Genomic DNA, 13687 nt, shown 5'->3' on the forward strand with positions numbered 1-13687 from the left:
GCAGCGTAGGGCGCGGATGTTTCCACGACATAACCAACCGATCTACCCCAACGGTGACCAGAACCACTCCACCAGAACACCGGAAGGCCACCCCTAAGACACCACGGTCGCCCGTGGTCCTGCGTCGCCCGCCGCGACCCGCGCTCCCGAGCAGGCCAGGACCGTGAGAGGCTGGGCGGCGGCGCCACGGATCAGGCGCGGCCGCCGCGCGACCGGCGCTCCAGACATCTCTGGCCCTGACCTCGATCGGAAAGGCCGCACACGCCATGACGACGCTGCTGGTGACCGGTGCCGCCGGCTTCATCGGATCGAACTTCGTGCGCTACTGGCGCACCTGGCACCCGGCCGACCGGATCGTCGCGCTCGACGCGCTCACCTACGCCGGCCTGCGCGAGAACCTCGCCGACGTGCTCGACGCCGCGGCGGACGAGGGCGAGGCGACGTTCGTCCACGGCGACATCCGCGACCGGGAGCTCATCGAGTCGCTGCTGCGCGAGCACAGGGTCGACACGGTGGTCAACTTCGCCGCCGAGTCGCACAACAGCCTGGCGATCCTGCGGCCCGGTGACTTCTTCTCCACCAACGTGATGGGTACCCAGACCCTCCTGGAGGCGGCCCGCACGGTGGGCGTCGGCCGGTTCCACCAGATCTCCACCTGCGAGGTCTACGGCGACCTGGACCTCGACGACCCGGGAGCCTTCACCGAGGACTCGCCCTACCTGCCGCGCACCCCCTACAACGCGGCCAAGGCCGGCGGTGACCACGCCGTACGCGCCTACGGCTACACCTACGGCCTGCCGATCACCATCACGAACTGCTCGAACAACTACGGGCCGTACCAGTTCCCGGAGAAGGTCATCCCGCTGTTCATCGCCCGGGCGCTGCGGGGCGAGCCGCTGCCGCTGTACGCGTCCACRAAGAACCGGCGCGAGTGGCTGCACGTCACCGACCACTGCCGGGCGATCGACGCGGTGCTCGAACGCGGCCGGATCGGCGAGACCTACCATGTCGGCAGCGGCGTCGAGGCTGACATCGAGACCATCGCCGACACGATCCTCGCCGAGCTCGGCCTGCCCGACACGCTCAAGACGATCGTGCCGGACCGCCCGTCGCACGACCGTCGCTACCTGCTGGACTCCGGCAAGCTGCGCGCGGAGCTGGGCTGGGCACCGCAGATCGAGTTCACCGACGGCATGCGCTCGACGATCGCCTGGTACCGCGACAACGAGTCCTGGTGGAGTCCGCTCATCGGCCGCTCCCCCGTCCAGGAGACCGCCTGGAGCGGCACCTGACCGACCGTCCTCGGCACGGGGCCGATTCGCGGGTCCATTCGCCGGTCGGCCCCGGCCCGGTCATCGAAATGCCAGCTCAACGACGTCAGCAAGGGCGTGTGCGGGCGAGCTCGGCGCACTAGGCTGCGAGATGTGCCGGATTTGCCTGGTCGGTCAAGATGAGGGGGCCGGGGCCCAGGGTGCTCGGCCTGGTGCTCGCTGGTGGCAAGGGGACGCGGCTGGCTCCGCTCACCGCCGACCGTGCCAAGCCCGCGGTGCCGTTCGGCGGGCTGTACCGGCTGGTCGACTTCGCGCTGTCGAACCTGGTGAACGCCGGCTACCTGCGGATCGCGGTGCTCACCCAGTACAAGAGCCACAGCCTGGACCGGCACATCACCACCACCTGGCGGATGAGCACCCTGCTGGGCAACTACATCACCCCGGTGCCAGCCCAGCAGCGCCTCGGCCCGCAGTGGTTCGCCGGCAGCGCCGATGCCATCCACCAGTCGCTCAACCTGGTCCATGACGAGTCCCCGGACATCGTGGTCGTCTTCGGCGCGGACCACGTCTACCGGATGGACCCGCGCCAGATGGTCGCCCAGCACATCGAGACCGGCGCCGGGGTGACGGTCGCCGCGCTGCGGGTGCCGCGCACGGAGGCCGAGGGGTTCGGCGTCATCCGGCCGGCGGCCGACGGCCGCACGATCGAGGCGTTCCTCGAGAAGCCGGCCGACCCGCCGGGGCTCCCGGACTCGCCCGACGAGACGTTCGCGTCGATGGGCAACTACGTCTTCTCGACGAAGGTGCTCCTCGACGCCCTGCACGCCGACGCCGCCGACCCGGACAGCGTGCATGACATGGGCGGCGACATCATCCCGAGGCTCGTCAACCAGGGCCTCGCCGGCGTCTACGACTTCAGCGAGAACGAGGTTCCCGGCGCCAAGGAGCGCGACCGGGGCTACTGGCGGGACGTGGGAACGATCGACGCCTACTTCGACGCCCACATGGACCTGTGCACCCTCGAACCGGTGTTCAACCTGTACAACCCGCACTGGCCGATCCTGACCAGCGTCCCGTCGCTGCCGCCGGCGAAGTTCGTCCGGGACGCCCCCGGCCGCACCGGCATGGCGGTGGACAGCATCGTGAGCAACGGGGTGATCGTCTCCGGTGGCCTGCTGCGCCGCTCGGTCCTGTCCCCCGGGGTGCGGGTGAACTCGTGGGCACGGGTGGAGAACGCGGTGGTCATGAACAACACCGTGGTCGGCCGGCGGGCGGTGGTGCGGGACGCGATCCTCGACAAGAACGTCGTCGTCCCGCCCGGCGCCGAGGTCGGCGTCGACAAGGAGCACGATCTGGCTCGCGGGTACACGGTCAGCGCCGAGGGCATCACCGTCGTCGGCAAGGGCGTCACCGTCGAGTAGCCGGCCGTCTCGGCCTCGTCCGGCACCAACCCCCCAGCAACACCAACACCTCAGCAAAAGGACCACGTGGGATGCGCGTCGCGCTGCTGACCCGGGAGTACCCGCCGAACGTCTATGGCGGCGCCGGCGTGCACGTCGAGTACCTGGCCCGCGAGCTCGCTCGCCTCGTCGACCTGACCGTCCACTGCGAGGGCGACCCGAAGGCGGATGACCCGGCCATCCCGTCGCCCAGCGCAGGCGGCCCGGTCCCGGCGGTCCGGCGTCACCGGCCGTGGACCGAGCTGGACGGCGCGAACGACGCTCTTCGCACCTTCTCTCTGGACCTGTCCATGGCGGGCGCGGCGACCATCGACCTGGGCGGCGTGGACCTCATCCACTCGCACACCTGGTACACGAACCTGGGCGGCCACCTCGCGGCGATGCTCGCCGGGGTGCCACACGTGCTGACGTCGCACTCGCTGGAACCGCGCCGCCCGTGGAAGGCCGAGCAGCTCGGCGGCGGCTACCGACTGTCCTCCTGGGCGGAGAAGACCGCCATCGAGGCCGCGTCCGCCGTCGTCGCCGTCAGCGCTGGCATGAGGACCGACATCCTCGACGCCTACCCCGGTGTCGACCCGGCGAGGGTCCACGTCATCCGCAACGGGATCGACACGGACGAGTACTCCCCCGACCTGGGCACCGACGTGCTGGAACGCCACGGCGTCGACCCGGACCGCCCGTCGGTGGTCTTCGTCGGCCGGATCACCCGGCAGAAGGGCGTACCGGTGCTGCTGCGCGCGGCGGCGGAGCTGGACCCGCGCGCCCAGCTGGTCCTGTGCGCCGGCGCTCCAGACACCCCCGAGCTGCTGGCGGAGGTGACCGAGCTCGTCGACGCGCTCCATGCCCGCCGCGACGGCGTCATCTGGATCTCCGGCATGCTCCAGAAGCCCGAGGTCATCCAGCTGCTCTCGCACGCCTCCCTGTTCGCCTGCCCGTCGGTCTACGAGCCGCTGGGCATCGTCAACCTGGAGGCCATGGCCTGCGGCGCCGCGGTCGTCGCCTCCCGGGTCGGCGGCATCCCCGAGGTCGTCGACGACGGGGTTACCGGCCTCCTCGTCCCCCCGGACGACCCGCCGGCGCTGGCCGCGGCCATGAACGAGCTCCTGGCGGATCCCGCGCGCTCCGGAGCCATGGGCCGGGCAGGCCGCGACCGCGCCGTCACCGAGTTCGGCTGGCCCGCCGTCGCCCGCCAGACCGCCCGCCTCTACGAGTCCCTCCTCGCCGGCTGACACCCGGCCACCGGGCAGCCAAAAGAGCCCAAGTCCTTGTGGACTTGGGCTCTTCAACCGCCGGGGGCGATCACCCGTCGCCTCGTAGTTCTTACCTATTTTGGCTTCGGACTCGTCCTCGACGGCACTAGCTACATACCTCCAGTGCCGACCCGCAAACACAGCGTTACAAGATTTTCTGGACCCGCGACAGTTGCGCCGGCGCACCAGTCCGCCGGCGACACCCCGCGGCTCCAACAGGCCTGCCAACAGCCGGCAAGTCGCACGGATCCGCCAGCGTTCGATCAAGCCAAGGTACGAGCGCACCACCGGTCGCGCCGACCCACCATCGAAGCGCCCCCATGCGGTCCAGGACGACACTCATCGCCAGATGCACGTGCATATGCTCACCCATATGCACGCGCTACCATAAAGTGACCGTGTCGCCCACAGACTTCCGGAGTTCGCCCCATGGATCGGTTGGTCGATGCGACGTGCCAGCGCTCGCGGGCTCCGCGGAGGAAAACGACCATGACCATGCGCGAACGACCTCAACCTCCAGCCGTCGACCACGACTCCGGCCGGTTCCCGGTCGCCGTCGTCGTCGACGGCTGGAATGTCCGGAGCCAGGTCAGCCGGGCCTTCGGCCAGGCCAGGCACGTGACGTACCCGGGACTCGTCGGCGGTCTCCGGGCCTACGGGCTCGAGGTGGTCTCCGCCGACCTCGCGCTTGGCATCGAGCCGGCGGACGGGCCACGGTCGGTCACCCCCGGAGGCAGGCTGGCGGCGGCGCTGGCCGACAACAACGAGTTCGCGCGGCGGTGGGAGACGACTCCCGGTGCCAGGACTCTGCCCGGCCGGCTGCGGTTGTCGGACACCCGAGGAGAGTTGGAGGAGAAGCTGGTCGACGTCCTCTGCGCCGTCCAGATCTGCCGTCTGGCCACCCAGATTCAGCAGGGTGACTCATCAGCCCGTGGAATCGTCCTACTCAGCCGCGACATGGATCTCATCCCGGCGTGCCAGTTCGCGCACGAACTCGATGTTCCCGTCTGGGTCGCGGCCCGGGAGACCGTCCACCGGCGCCGCCGAGATCACGGCTGGCTTCTCCTGGATGACGCCGCATTGGCCACGATGGCCGGGTTTCGCGGCCGGGCGGTGCTCGAACGGCGAGCGACGGTCGCCCGGCTCCTCCATCCGGCCGCCGGGATGCCCCCGCCCCCGTGCCGCGTGATCGTGTCCAGCGTCGACGGTCCCGGACGGTCGGTGCGGCTCCACAGCCGGGACGGTGGCGTACCAGCCTCGGCGCCCGTCACGGCCATGCCGCGAGGGGTTCGACCCGGCAGAAGTGTGGATCTCTTCCCCATCGGGGTTGACATCAATGAGCACAACGGATTCCCGATCCTCCTGCTGGACCGACGCCCCAACCCGGGCTTGCCCAGCGGAATCGCCACTGGCGTGGTGGAACGTTGCCTGGACCAGCTCAGGCGGCAGATCAGGGTGGCGGGCGCGACGCACGTCGTGTACGTACCGGTGGGAGCCGCCCTGCCGGGCGAGCGGACGCTTCTGCTCATGCCGGCCGGTGGACGCGCGCTGTACATCGGTCCGGCTGGCGCCGTGGGCGGCCAGGCCTCGGGGCAGGACCGACGGGTACGCGTCGTCACAATCACCGAGGTACGGCCAACACTCAGTGCGCCGGTGTACCGCCAGGTCCGCGAGGTAACCGGGCGGCCGATGGAGTACGCCGTCGGGCAGCTGGAGTTCGGGCACAGAACGGTCATCATCGCGCACCAGGAATCACGCCTGGCGACTGGAGACCGCCTAGCTGTGATCACTGTTGGCGTATCGACCGGCGCTCAGGCCACGGTGCCGCTCATGATGCAGCTTGGCTCCCGGCTGCCTGAGCGGAAGACCATGACGTAAAAAAAACTCGCCGGAAGTCCGATGGACTTCCGGCGAGAGCCGGCCCTTGCGTCCGGCACGGCACGAGCGCGCGGAACCTTCCCATGCGCAGTCGCAGCATACCTCAGAAGCCACGGCGGGGCGGCGACGTTCCGTGCGGCTCCAGCGTGACGATCTCCGTCGCGTCCGTCGCCTGCCGGTGCCCGCATCACCGGGATGCGCCACCGAGACGTCCCGTCCTCGACCTGTCAGACGTTGAAACCAAGGGCGCGGAGCTGCTCGCGGCCGTCTTCGGTGATCTTGTCGGGGCCCCACGGGGGCATCCAGACCCAGTTGATCGTGATGTCGGTGACCAGCGAGTCCGGGCCGTCGACGAGCGCGGACCGGGCCTGGTCCTCGATCACGTCGGTGAGCGGGCAGGCGGCTGACGTCAGCGTCATGTCGAGGGTGGCGGCGTTGTCGTCGGAGACAGTGATCCCGTAGACGAGGCCGAGGTCGACGACGTTGATGCCGAGCTCGGGGTCGACGACGTCGCGCATCGCCTCCTCGATGTCCTCGATCGCCGCCTTGTCGACGGACGGGGCACTGAGCCGGGGCTGGCTGGCCGCGCCGGGCACCATGGCGCCCGCGGTCACGGCCTCCGGCAGCGGGGCGTCCTCGGCCAGAGCGGTGTCGGAAGGAGCGGTGCTGTCGTTCATGCCTGCTTCTCCTGCTCGGGAACGGACCCGGCCTCTAGAGGAAGGGGGGATGCCTCGGCGGCGGAGTCGGTGGGCGACCCGCTGGCGGCCTGGGCAGTGGCGTCCTTCCAGGCCATCCAGCCCAGCAGCGCGCACTTGACCCGGGCCGGGTACTTCGACACCCCGGCGAACGCGACCGCGTCCTCGAGGACGTCCTCGTCCGGCTCGACGGTGCCGCGGGACTGCATGAGCGCCAGGAACTCGCGTTCCAGCGTCATCGCGTCCTCGACACTGCGGCCGATGACCAGGTCGGTCATCACGCTCGCGGACGCCTGGCTGATCGAGCAGCCCTCGCCCTCGTAGGAGACGTCCACGACCGTGTCATCGAGGATCTTCACCCGCACCGTGACCTCGTCGCCGCAGGTCGGGTTGACGTGATGCACCTCGGCGTCGAACGGCTCGCGCAGCCCACGGTGGTGCGGGTTGCGGTAATGGTCCAGGATGATCTCCTGGTACATCGAGTCCAGCTTCACGCTCCGAAGAACCTCCGCACCCCGGCCAACCCTTCCACCAACGCGTCGATCTCGCCGGTGGTGGTGTAAAGGTGGAACGACGCCCTGGTCGTCGCGGGAACGCCGTAGCGCAGGCACACCGGCCGGGCACAGTGGTGGCCGACGCGAACGGCGATCCCCTGCTCGTCGAGGACCTGGCCGACGTCATGCGGGTGGATCGCTCGTCCGTCCTTGCCCGCGAGCAGGAACGAGATCGCCCCGCCCCGGTCGACGGCCTCGGCCGGGCCGATGATCCGCAGTCCGGGCACCTCGACGAGCCGCTCCAGCGCGTAGATGGTGAGCGCGTGCTCGTGCGCGGCGACGGCGGCCATCCCGGCCCCGCCCGCGAGCCCCGTCAGGTAGTCGACGGCGGCRCCGAGCCCGACCGCCTGGGCGATCATCGGGGTGCCGGCCTCGAACCGGTGCGGCGGCGGGGCGTAGGTGCTCCCCTCCATCGTCACCAGCTCGATCATCTCGCCACCACCGAGGAACGGCGGCATGACCTCGAGCAGCTCCCGGCGCCCCCACAGCACGCCGATGCCGGTCGGGCCGCACATCTTGTGCCCGGTGAAGGCGAAGAAGTCGACGCCGAGCGCCGCCACGTCCACCGGCAGGTGCGGCACCGACTGCGAGCCGTCGACCACGGTCAGCGCCCCGACCTCGCGGGCGCGGGCGGCGATCGTCGCCACCGGGTTGACCGTGCCCAGGATGTTCGACTGGTGGACGAACGAGACGACCTTCGTCCGGGCGTTGACGACCTCGTCCAGGTTGGACAGGTCGAGCCGGCCGTCGTCGGTCAGACCAAGCCAGCGCAGCGTCGCGCCGGTGCGCTGGCAGAGCATCTGCCAGGGCACCAGGTTCGAGTGGTGCTCCATCTCGGTGATGACGACCTCGTCGCCCGGGCCGAGCCGGAAGCGCTCGGCCTCGCCGCCGTGGGACGCCGCGTTACTGAACGCGTAGGCGACGAGGTTGAGCGCCTCGGAGGAGTTCTTGGTGAAGACGACCTCGTGCCGGTCGGGCGCGCCGATGAACGCGGCGACCTTGTCGCGGGCGGCCTCGTAGAGCGCGGTCGCCTCCTCGGCGAGCACGTGGATGCCGCGGTGCACGTTGGCGTTGTGCAGCTCGTAGTACTCACGCTCGGCGTCGAGCACCGCGCGCGGCTTCTGCGACGTCGCCGCGCTGTCGAGGTAGACGAGCGGCCTGTCGCCGTGCACGACCCGGTCGAGGATCGGGAAGTCCTTGCGGACGAGCTCCACGTCGAACTCCGCGACGTCGAGCTTGAGAGTGCCAGCCATCGCGCTCACGCTCCCGCGCCGACCTTGACGTACCTGTCGTAGCCGCCCTCTTCGAGCGTGGCCGCGAGCTCCGGGCCGCCCTCGTCGACGATCTTCCCGCCGGCCATCACGTGCACGAACTCCGGCTGCACGTAGCGCAGGATCCGGGTGTAGTGCGTGATCAGCAGTGTGCCGGTCTCGCCGGTCGCGCGGACCGCGTTGATCCCCGCGGAGACGACCCGCAACGCGTCCACGTCGAGGCCGGAGTCGGTCTCGTCGAGGATCGCGATCTTCGGCTTGAGCAGCGTCATCTGCAGGATCTCGTGACGCTTCTTCTCGCCGCCGGAGAAGCCCTCGTTCACGCCGCGCTCGGCGAACGCCGGGTCCACCTCGAGGTCCTTCATCGCCTCCTTGACCTCCTTGATCCACAGCCGCAGCTTCGGGGCCTCGCCCCGGACGGCCGTGGCGGAGGTACGCAGGAAGTTGGAGACGGAGACGCCGGGCACCTCGACCGGGTACTGCATGGCCAGGAAGATGCCGGCGCGGGCGCGGGCGTCGACGCTCATCGCGAGCACGTCCTCGCCGTCCAGCGTGATCGAGCCCTCGGTCACCGTGTACTTCGGGTGGCCGGCGATCGAGTAGGACAGCGTCGACTTGCCGGAGCCGTTCGGCCCCATGATCGCGTGCGTCTCGCCCTTGCGGACGGTCAGGTCGACGCCCTTCAGGATCTCGCGCGGGCCCTCGCCGTCGGTCTCCACCGTGACGTGCAGGTTCTGGATCTCCAAGGTCGACACCGGTCAGGTCACCTTCACTTAAGGTTGGCGGCGGCCAGGTCGACGTAGACGTCGCCGCCCTCGATGGTCACGGGATAGGTGGGCACCGGGTCGGTGGCCGGGAGGCAGGTCGGCTTGCCGCTCTCCAGGTCGAACTGGGAGCCGTGCAGCCAGCACTCGATCTTCCCGTCCTCGACCTCGCCGTCCGACAGCTGGACGTCCTGGTGCGAGCACTCGTCCCGGATCGCGAACACCCGTCCGCCGGAGCGCACCACGCACACCGGCGTCGGCTCGTCCGCACCCTCTACATCAAGCTCGACGCCCAGCGCCGCCTCCTCGGCGACGTCGTCGAGCGCGCACACCCTCTGCCGACTCACGAGCCCACCGCCGCCAGCTCGGCGTCGACGGTGGCGGTCACCCGCTCACGCAGCGACTCGATGCCGACCCGGTCGAGCACCTCGCCGAAGAAGCCGCGCACGACCAACCGGCGCGCCTCCTCGGCCGGGATCCCCCGGGCCATCAGGTAGAACAGCACCTCGTCGTCGAACCTGCCCGTCGCGCTGGCATGGCCGGCGCCGGCCACCTCACCGGTGAGGATCTCCAGGTTCGGCACCGAGTCGGCCCGCGCCCCGTCGGTCAGCACCAGGTTGCGGTTGATCTCGTAGGTGTCGGTACCGACCGCGTCCGCGCCGATGAGCACGTCACCGATCCACACCGAGTGCGCGTCGAGGCCCCGCAGGGCGCCCTTGTAGGTCACCCGGCTGCGGCAGTTGCGCTCCTGGTGGGTGACCAGCAGGCGGTGCTCCTGGTGCTGTCCGGCGTCGGTGAAGAACAGCCCGGCCAGCTCCGCGTCCCCGCCGGGGCCGCGGTAGTCGACCGTCGGGTTGATCCGCACCAGGTGGCCGCCCAGCGTGATGTGGGTGGCCCGCAGCTTCGCGTCCCGGCCGAGCGAGAAGGCGTGCGCCCCGGCGTGCACCGCGTCGCCGTCCCAGTCCTGCAGCGAGACGAAGGTGACCGACGCGCCGTGGCCGACGTACACCTCGACGTTGCCGGCGTACTTCGCCGTGCCGGTGTGGTCGAGAACCACGGTCGCGCGCGCGAACGGGCCGACCTCGATCGCCAGGTGGCTGTAGCAGACCCCGCCTTCGCCCCGCAGCGCCACCATGACCGGCTCGGTCAGCTCGGCCTCGGCCGGGACCGTGACGGCGACGGCGCCGCCGGCCCGCACTGTCGCGAACGCCGCGACCCGGTCGACCGGGGTGAGCACCCGGCCGACGCGCGGGTCGCCCGAGTCCACGAACTCGACCTCGACGCCCTCCGGCGCCGCGACCGAGATGTCGATCTTCCCGTCGGGCTCCTGGCCGGCGATCAGCGGCTTGAGCGGGCGCAGCGGGGTGAACCGCCAGGCCTCCTCCCGACCGGTCGGCACGGGGTGGGCCTCGGGGTCACGGGACCGGACCGGGGCGCTYGGCGCCGGCACCATCGGCGGGCGGCCGGTGGCGTCAATGACCGCCATCAGCCGACCGAGCCTTCCATCTGCAGCTCGATCAGCCGGTTGAGCTCGAGGGCGTATTCCATCGGCAACTCACGGGCGATCGGCTCGACGAAGCCGCGCACGATCATCGCCATCGCCTCGTCCTCGGCCAGGCCCCGGCTCATCAGGTAGAAGAGCTGGTCCTCGCCGACCTTGGAGACGCTGGCCTCGTGACCGATCGACGCGTCGTCCTCGCGGACGTCGACGTACGGGTAGGTGTCGGACCGGCTGACCGTGTCGACGAGCAGCGCGTCGCACTTCACGGTCGAGCGCGACTGCGTCGCGCCCTCGTGGATCTGCACGAGGCCGCGGTAGGACGTCCGGCCGCCGCCGCGGGCCACCGACTTGGAGATGATCTGTGACGACGTGCGCGGCGCCGCGTGCACCATCTTGGCGCCGGCGTCCTGGTGCTGGCCCGCGCCGGCAAACGCGATCGAGAGCACCTCGCCGCGGGCCCGCTCGCCGAGCAGCCACACCGCCGGGTACTTCATCGTCACCTTGGAGCCGATGTTGCCGTCGATCCACTCCATCGTGCCGCCCTCCTGGCAGGCGGCCCGCTTGGTCACCAGGTTGTAGACGTTGTTGGACCAGTTCTGGATGGTCGTGTACCGGCAGCGCGCGTTCTTCTTGACGACGATCTCGACGACCGCGGAGTGCAGCGAGTCCGACGAGTAGACCGGCGCGGTGCAGCCCTCGACGTAGTGCACGTAGGCACCCTCGTCGACGATGATCAGTGTCCGCTCGAACTGGCCCATGTTCTCGGTGTTGATCCGGAAGTAGGCCTGCAGCGGGATATCGACGTGCACACCCGGCGGGACGTAGATGAACGAGCCGCCCGACCAGACGGAGGTGTTCAGCGCGGCGAACTTGTTGTCGCCGACCGGGATCACCGAGCCGAAGTACTCCTTGAAGATCTCCGGGTGCTCGCGCAGGCCGCTGTCGGTGTCGAGGAAGATGACGCCCTGCTCCTCGAGGTCCTCACGGATCTTGTGGTAGACGACCTCGGACTCGTACTGGGCAGCGACGCCGGAGATGAGGCGCTGCTTCTCCGCCTCCGGGATGCCGAGCTTGTCGTAGGTGTCCTTGATGTCCGCGGGCAGGTCGTCCCAGCTCTCCGCCTGCTTCTCGGTGGAGCGGACGAAGTACTTGATGTTGTCGAAGTCGATGCCCGAAAGGTCCGCGCCCCACGTCGGCATCGGCTTGYGCTCGAAAAGCTTCAGGCCCTTAAGCCTAAGGTCGGTCATCCACGACGGCTCGGACTTCTTCGCCGAGATACCGCGGACCACCGTCTCGGACAGGCCACGCTCGACGTCGTCGGCATAGGCGTCGGCGTCGGCCCAGCCGAACTTGTACGAGCCAAGCCCCTCGAGGGCGGTCTCGGCAGAGGTAGTCATGTCGTTATGATCCTCACGGGCACGGGAGAGTTCCTCGTCGGCACCGAGGACCCGGTGCCGGTAGCGGTCTTGCCGGGGACGTGCGTCGTGCAGACACCGTCGCCGTGGGCGATGGTGGCGAGCCGTTGGACGTGGCTGTCGAGTAACCGGGACAGCGCCGCCGTCTCCGCGTCACACAGCGCGGGGAAGCGCTCGGCGACATGCTGGACCGGGCAGTGGTGCTGGCAGATCTGGGTACCGCTGGGCACCTCGGAGACGCTGGCCGTGTAGCCGGCGTCGGTCATCGCCGCCGCGAGCGCCGCGGGACGGTCCTCCTCCGGTACACCCTCGACCGCGGCCGCGAGCAGGGTCTCCAGCTCCTGGCCGCGCCGCTCGGCGAACGCGGCGACCGCGCCGCCGCCCGCGACCTCGTCGAGAAACCGCAGCGCACCGGCCGCGAGGTCGGAGTAAGCCGTCGGACCGGCCTCCTCGTGCCCCGCGTCGGTCAACGCGTAGTGTCGGGCCGGGCGCCCCCGGCCTCGCGGGCCACGGGCGTGCACGGTCGTGGGCGTGATGATCCCGTCCGCGACCATCGCGTCGAGGTGGCGACGCACCGCCGCCGGCGAGAGGTCGAGCCGGCGCGCGAGGTCCGCGGCGGTCGAGGCCCCCGCCTCCAGCAGGATGCGCACGACACGATCCCGGGTGCGCACATCGGCCCCCGCCGGCATCAACGCCGGCGAGACCGCGGCACCTGGGCCCGCGTCGAGGTCCTGCGTGGATTTCACAACACCAGTGTGCCCTATTTACCGGCCACCGTCGAACCGGCGTCCCACCACTGTGATCCGTCAGTCTCTTCCCGGCCGGGCGCCCCCCTCTATTATCCAGACCACCCTGCGGGCGGCCGCGACGTGAAGTGCACACTGGCACGATGCGGATGCAACGGGTCATGCCGACACGTTCGGGCGTTCCGGGCAAAGCGGCACGACAGGTAGCCGCGCTGGTGGGGGCCCTGCTCCTGGCAGCGGGCCTCGCCGGCTGCGGTGGCGGCGGACCGAAGGACAACGGGCTCGCCAAGGCCTCGGCGACCGAGGTCGGCAATCGGACACTCGATGCCTTCCGCCATGCCGAAAGCGTCCGGGTGCTCGGACGGCTCGCCAGCGGCAGCGCCGACAACAGCGCGTCCAGCTGGGACCTGCGGATGGCGGGCGCGGGCACCAGCGGCACGTTCACCAGCGGAAAGCACAAGATCGATGTCGTCAAGGCCAACGCCGACACCTTCATCCGCGGTGACCAGGGCTACTACCAGGAGATCGGCGAGAGCGACGCCTCCGCCCTCCTGGCCGGCCAGTGGGTACGGCTCACCCCGACCCAGGCCAACCAGTACCGCTTCCTCACCGTCGAAGGCCTGGCGCTCTCGCTGACCGAATACCTCAGCACCCTGTCGGGCACCGTCACCCCCACCACGTTCGCGGGCCGCGACGCCGTCCTGGTGAAGGGCTCCGGCGTCACCCTCTACGCCGCCGCGACCGGCGACCCGGTCCCGCTGCGGATCGACGTCGTCGGCAGCGACAACGGCCGCATCGAGTTCACCGACTACGACTCGGCGACCACCGCCAAGGCCCCGGAGGGCGCCGTCGACCTCGGCCGGCTCGGCTAGCTCCAGGGCT

Annotated in this window: 13 protein-coding genes; 5 read left to right on the plus strand and 8 right to left on the minus strand. The window is 70.2% G+C overall.

The window, feature by feature from the left end:
- Positions 1-266: 266 nt before the first annotated feature.
- The 4 genes from rfbB to BCD49_RS17435 all read left to right on the plus strand — a co-directional run bounded on the left by rfbB (position 267) and on the right by BCD49_RS17435 (position 5859).
- On the plus strand, positions 267-1292 hold the full coding sequence (rfbB, locus tag BCD49_RS17420) for a dTDP-glucose 4,6-dehydratase (protein WP_007514662.1): 1026 nt from the start codon (positions 267-269) through the stop codon (positions 1290-1292).
- A gap of 158 nt (positions 1293-1450) precedes the next feature.
- Positions 1451-2692: a glucose-1-phosphate adenylyltransferase gene (gene glgC, locus BCD49_RS17425; protein ID WP_007514661.1), complete on the plus strand. Its 1242-nt coding sequence runs from the start codon at positions 1451-1453 to the stop codon at positions 2690-2692.
- Positions 2693-2763: 71 nt separating this feature from the next.
- Positions 2764-3960, plus strand: coding sequence for a glycogen synthase (gene glgA, locus BCD49_RS17430; protein WP_007514660.1), 1197 nt, complete (start codon positions 2764-2766; stop codon positions 3958-3960).
- A 510-nt stretch (positions 3961-4470) separates the two neighbouring features.
- A complete protein-coding gene (locus tag BCD49_RS17435) occupies positions 4471-5859 on the plus strand; it encodes an NYN domain-containing protein (RefSeq protein WP_007514659.1) in 1389 nt (462 codons plus the stop codon).
- Positions 5860-6086: 227 nt separating this feature from the next.
- On the opposite strand, the gene BCD49_RS17440 is transcribed toward BCD49_RS17435, so the two are convergent.
- From BCD49_RS17440 to BCD49_RS17475, 8 genes are read right to left on the minus strand one after another with little or no spacing between them, the layout of a single operon-like run.
- Positions 6087-6536 carry a metal-sulfur cluster assembly factor gene (locus BCD49_RS17440; protein ID WP_007514658.1) on the minus strand — a complete coding sequence of 150 codons (450 nt, stop codon included), beginning with the start codon at positions 6534-6536 and terminating at the stop codon, positions 6087-6089.
- Positions 6533-7048 (minus strand): Fe-S cluster assembly sulfur transfer protein SufU, encoded by a 516-nt coding sequence (gene sufU / locus BCD49_RS17445; RefSeq protein ID WP_007514657.1) that lies wholly within the window; start codon positions 7046-7048, stop codon positions 6533-6535. The genes BCD49_RS17440 and sufU overlap by 4 nt, the downstream gene beginning before the upstream one ends.
- Positions 7045-8361, minus strand: coding sequence for a cysteine desulfurase (locus BCD49_RS17450; RefSeq protein ID WP_007514656.1), 1317 nt, complete (start codon positions 8359-8361; stop codon positions 7045-7047). The genes sufU and BCD49_RS17450 overlap by 4 nt, the downstream gene beginning before the upstream one ends.
- 5 nt (positions 8362-8366) lie before the next feature.
- Positions 8367-9134 carry a Fe-S cluster assembly ATPase SufC gene (sufC, locus tag BCD49_RS17455; protein ID WP_007514655.1) on the minus strand — a complete coding sequence of 256 codons (768 nt, stop codon included), beginning with the start codon at positions 9132-9134 and terminating at the stop codon, positions 8367-8369.
- A 14-nt stretch (positions 9135-9148) separates the two neighbouring features.
- Complete coding sequence (locus tag BCD49_RS17460) at positions 9149-9490, minus strand: non-heme iron oxygenase ferredoxin subunit (protein WP_007514654.1); 342 nt, start codon at positions 9488-9490, stop codon at positions 9149-9151.
- Positions 9487-10629: a Fe-S cluster assembly protein SufD gene (gene sufD, locus BCD49_RS17465; RefSeq protein WP_007514653.1), complete on the minus strand. Its 1143-nt coding sequence runs from the start codon at positions 10627-10629 to the stop codon at positions 9487-9489. Before sufD ends, BCD49_RS17460 begins: the two co-directional genes overlap by 4 nt.
- Positions 10629-12041, minus strand: a complete 1413-nt coding sequence (sufB, locus tag BCD49_RS17470) for a Fe-S cluster assembly protein SufB (protein ID WP_071041685.1) — start codon at positions 12039-12041, stop codon at positions 10629-10631. The genes sufD and sufB overlap by 1 nt, the downstream gene beginning before the upstream one ends.
- Positions 12038-12805 carry a helix-turn-helix domain-containing protein gene (locus tag BCD49_RS17475; RefSeq protein ID WP_007514649.1) on the minus strand — a complete coding sequence of 256 codons (768 nt, stop codon included), beginning with the start codon at positions 12803-12805 and terminating at the stop codon, positions 12038-12040. The genes sufB and BCD49_RS17475 overlap by 4 nt, the downstream gene beginning before the upstream one ends.
- Positions 12806-12966: 161 nt before the next feature.
- On the opposite strand from BCD49_RS17475, the gene BCD49_RS17480 reads away from it, so the two are divergent.
- Entirely contained in the window at positions 12967-13677 is a 711-nt protein-coding gene (locus tag BCD49_RS17480) for a hypothetical protein (protein ID WP_063630350.1), read from the plus strand.
- The last annotated feature ends 10 nt before the right edge of the window (positions 13678-13687 follow it).

Origin of the sequence: Pseudofrankia sp. EUN1h, assembly GCF_001854645.1 — a bacterium.
In the GTDB taxonomy this organism is placed as follows: domain Bacteria; phylum Actinomycetota; class Actinomycetes; order Frankiales; family Frankiaceae; genus Pseudofrankia; species Pseudofrankia saprophytica.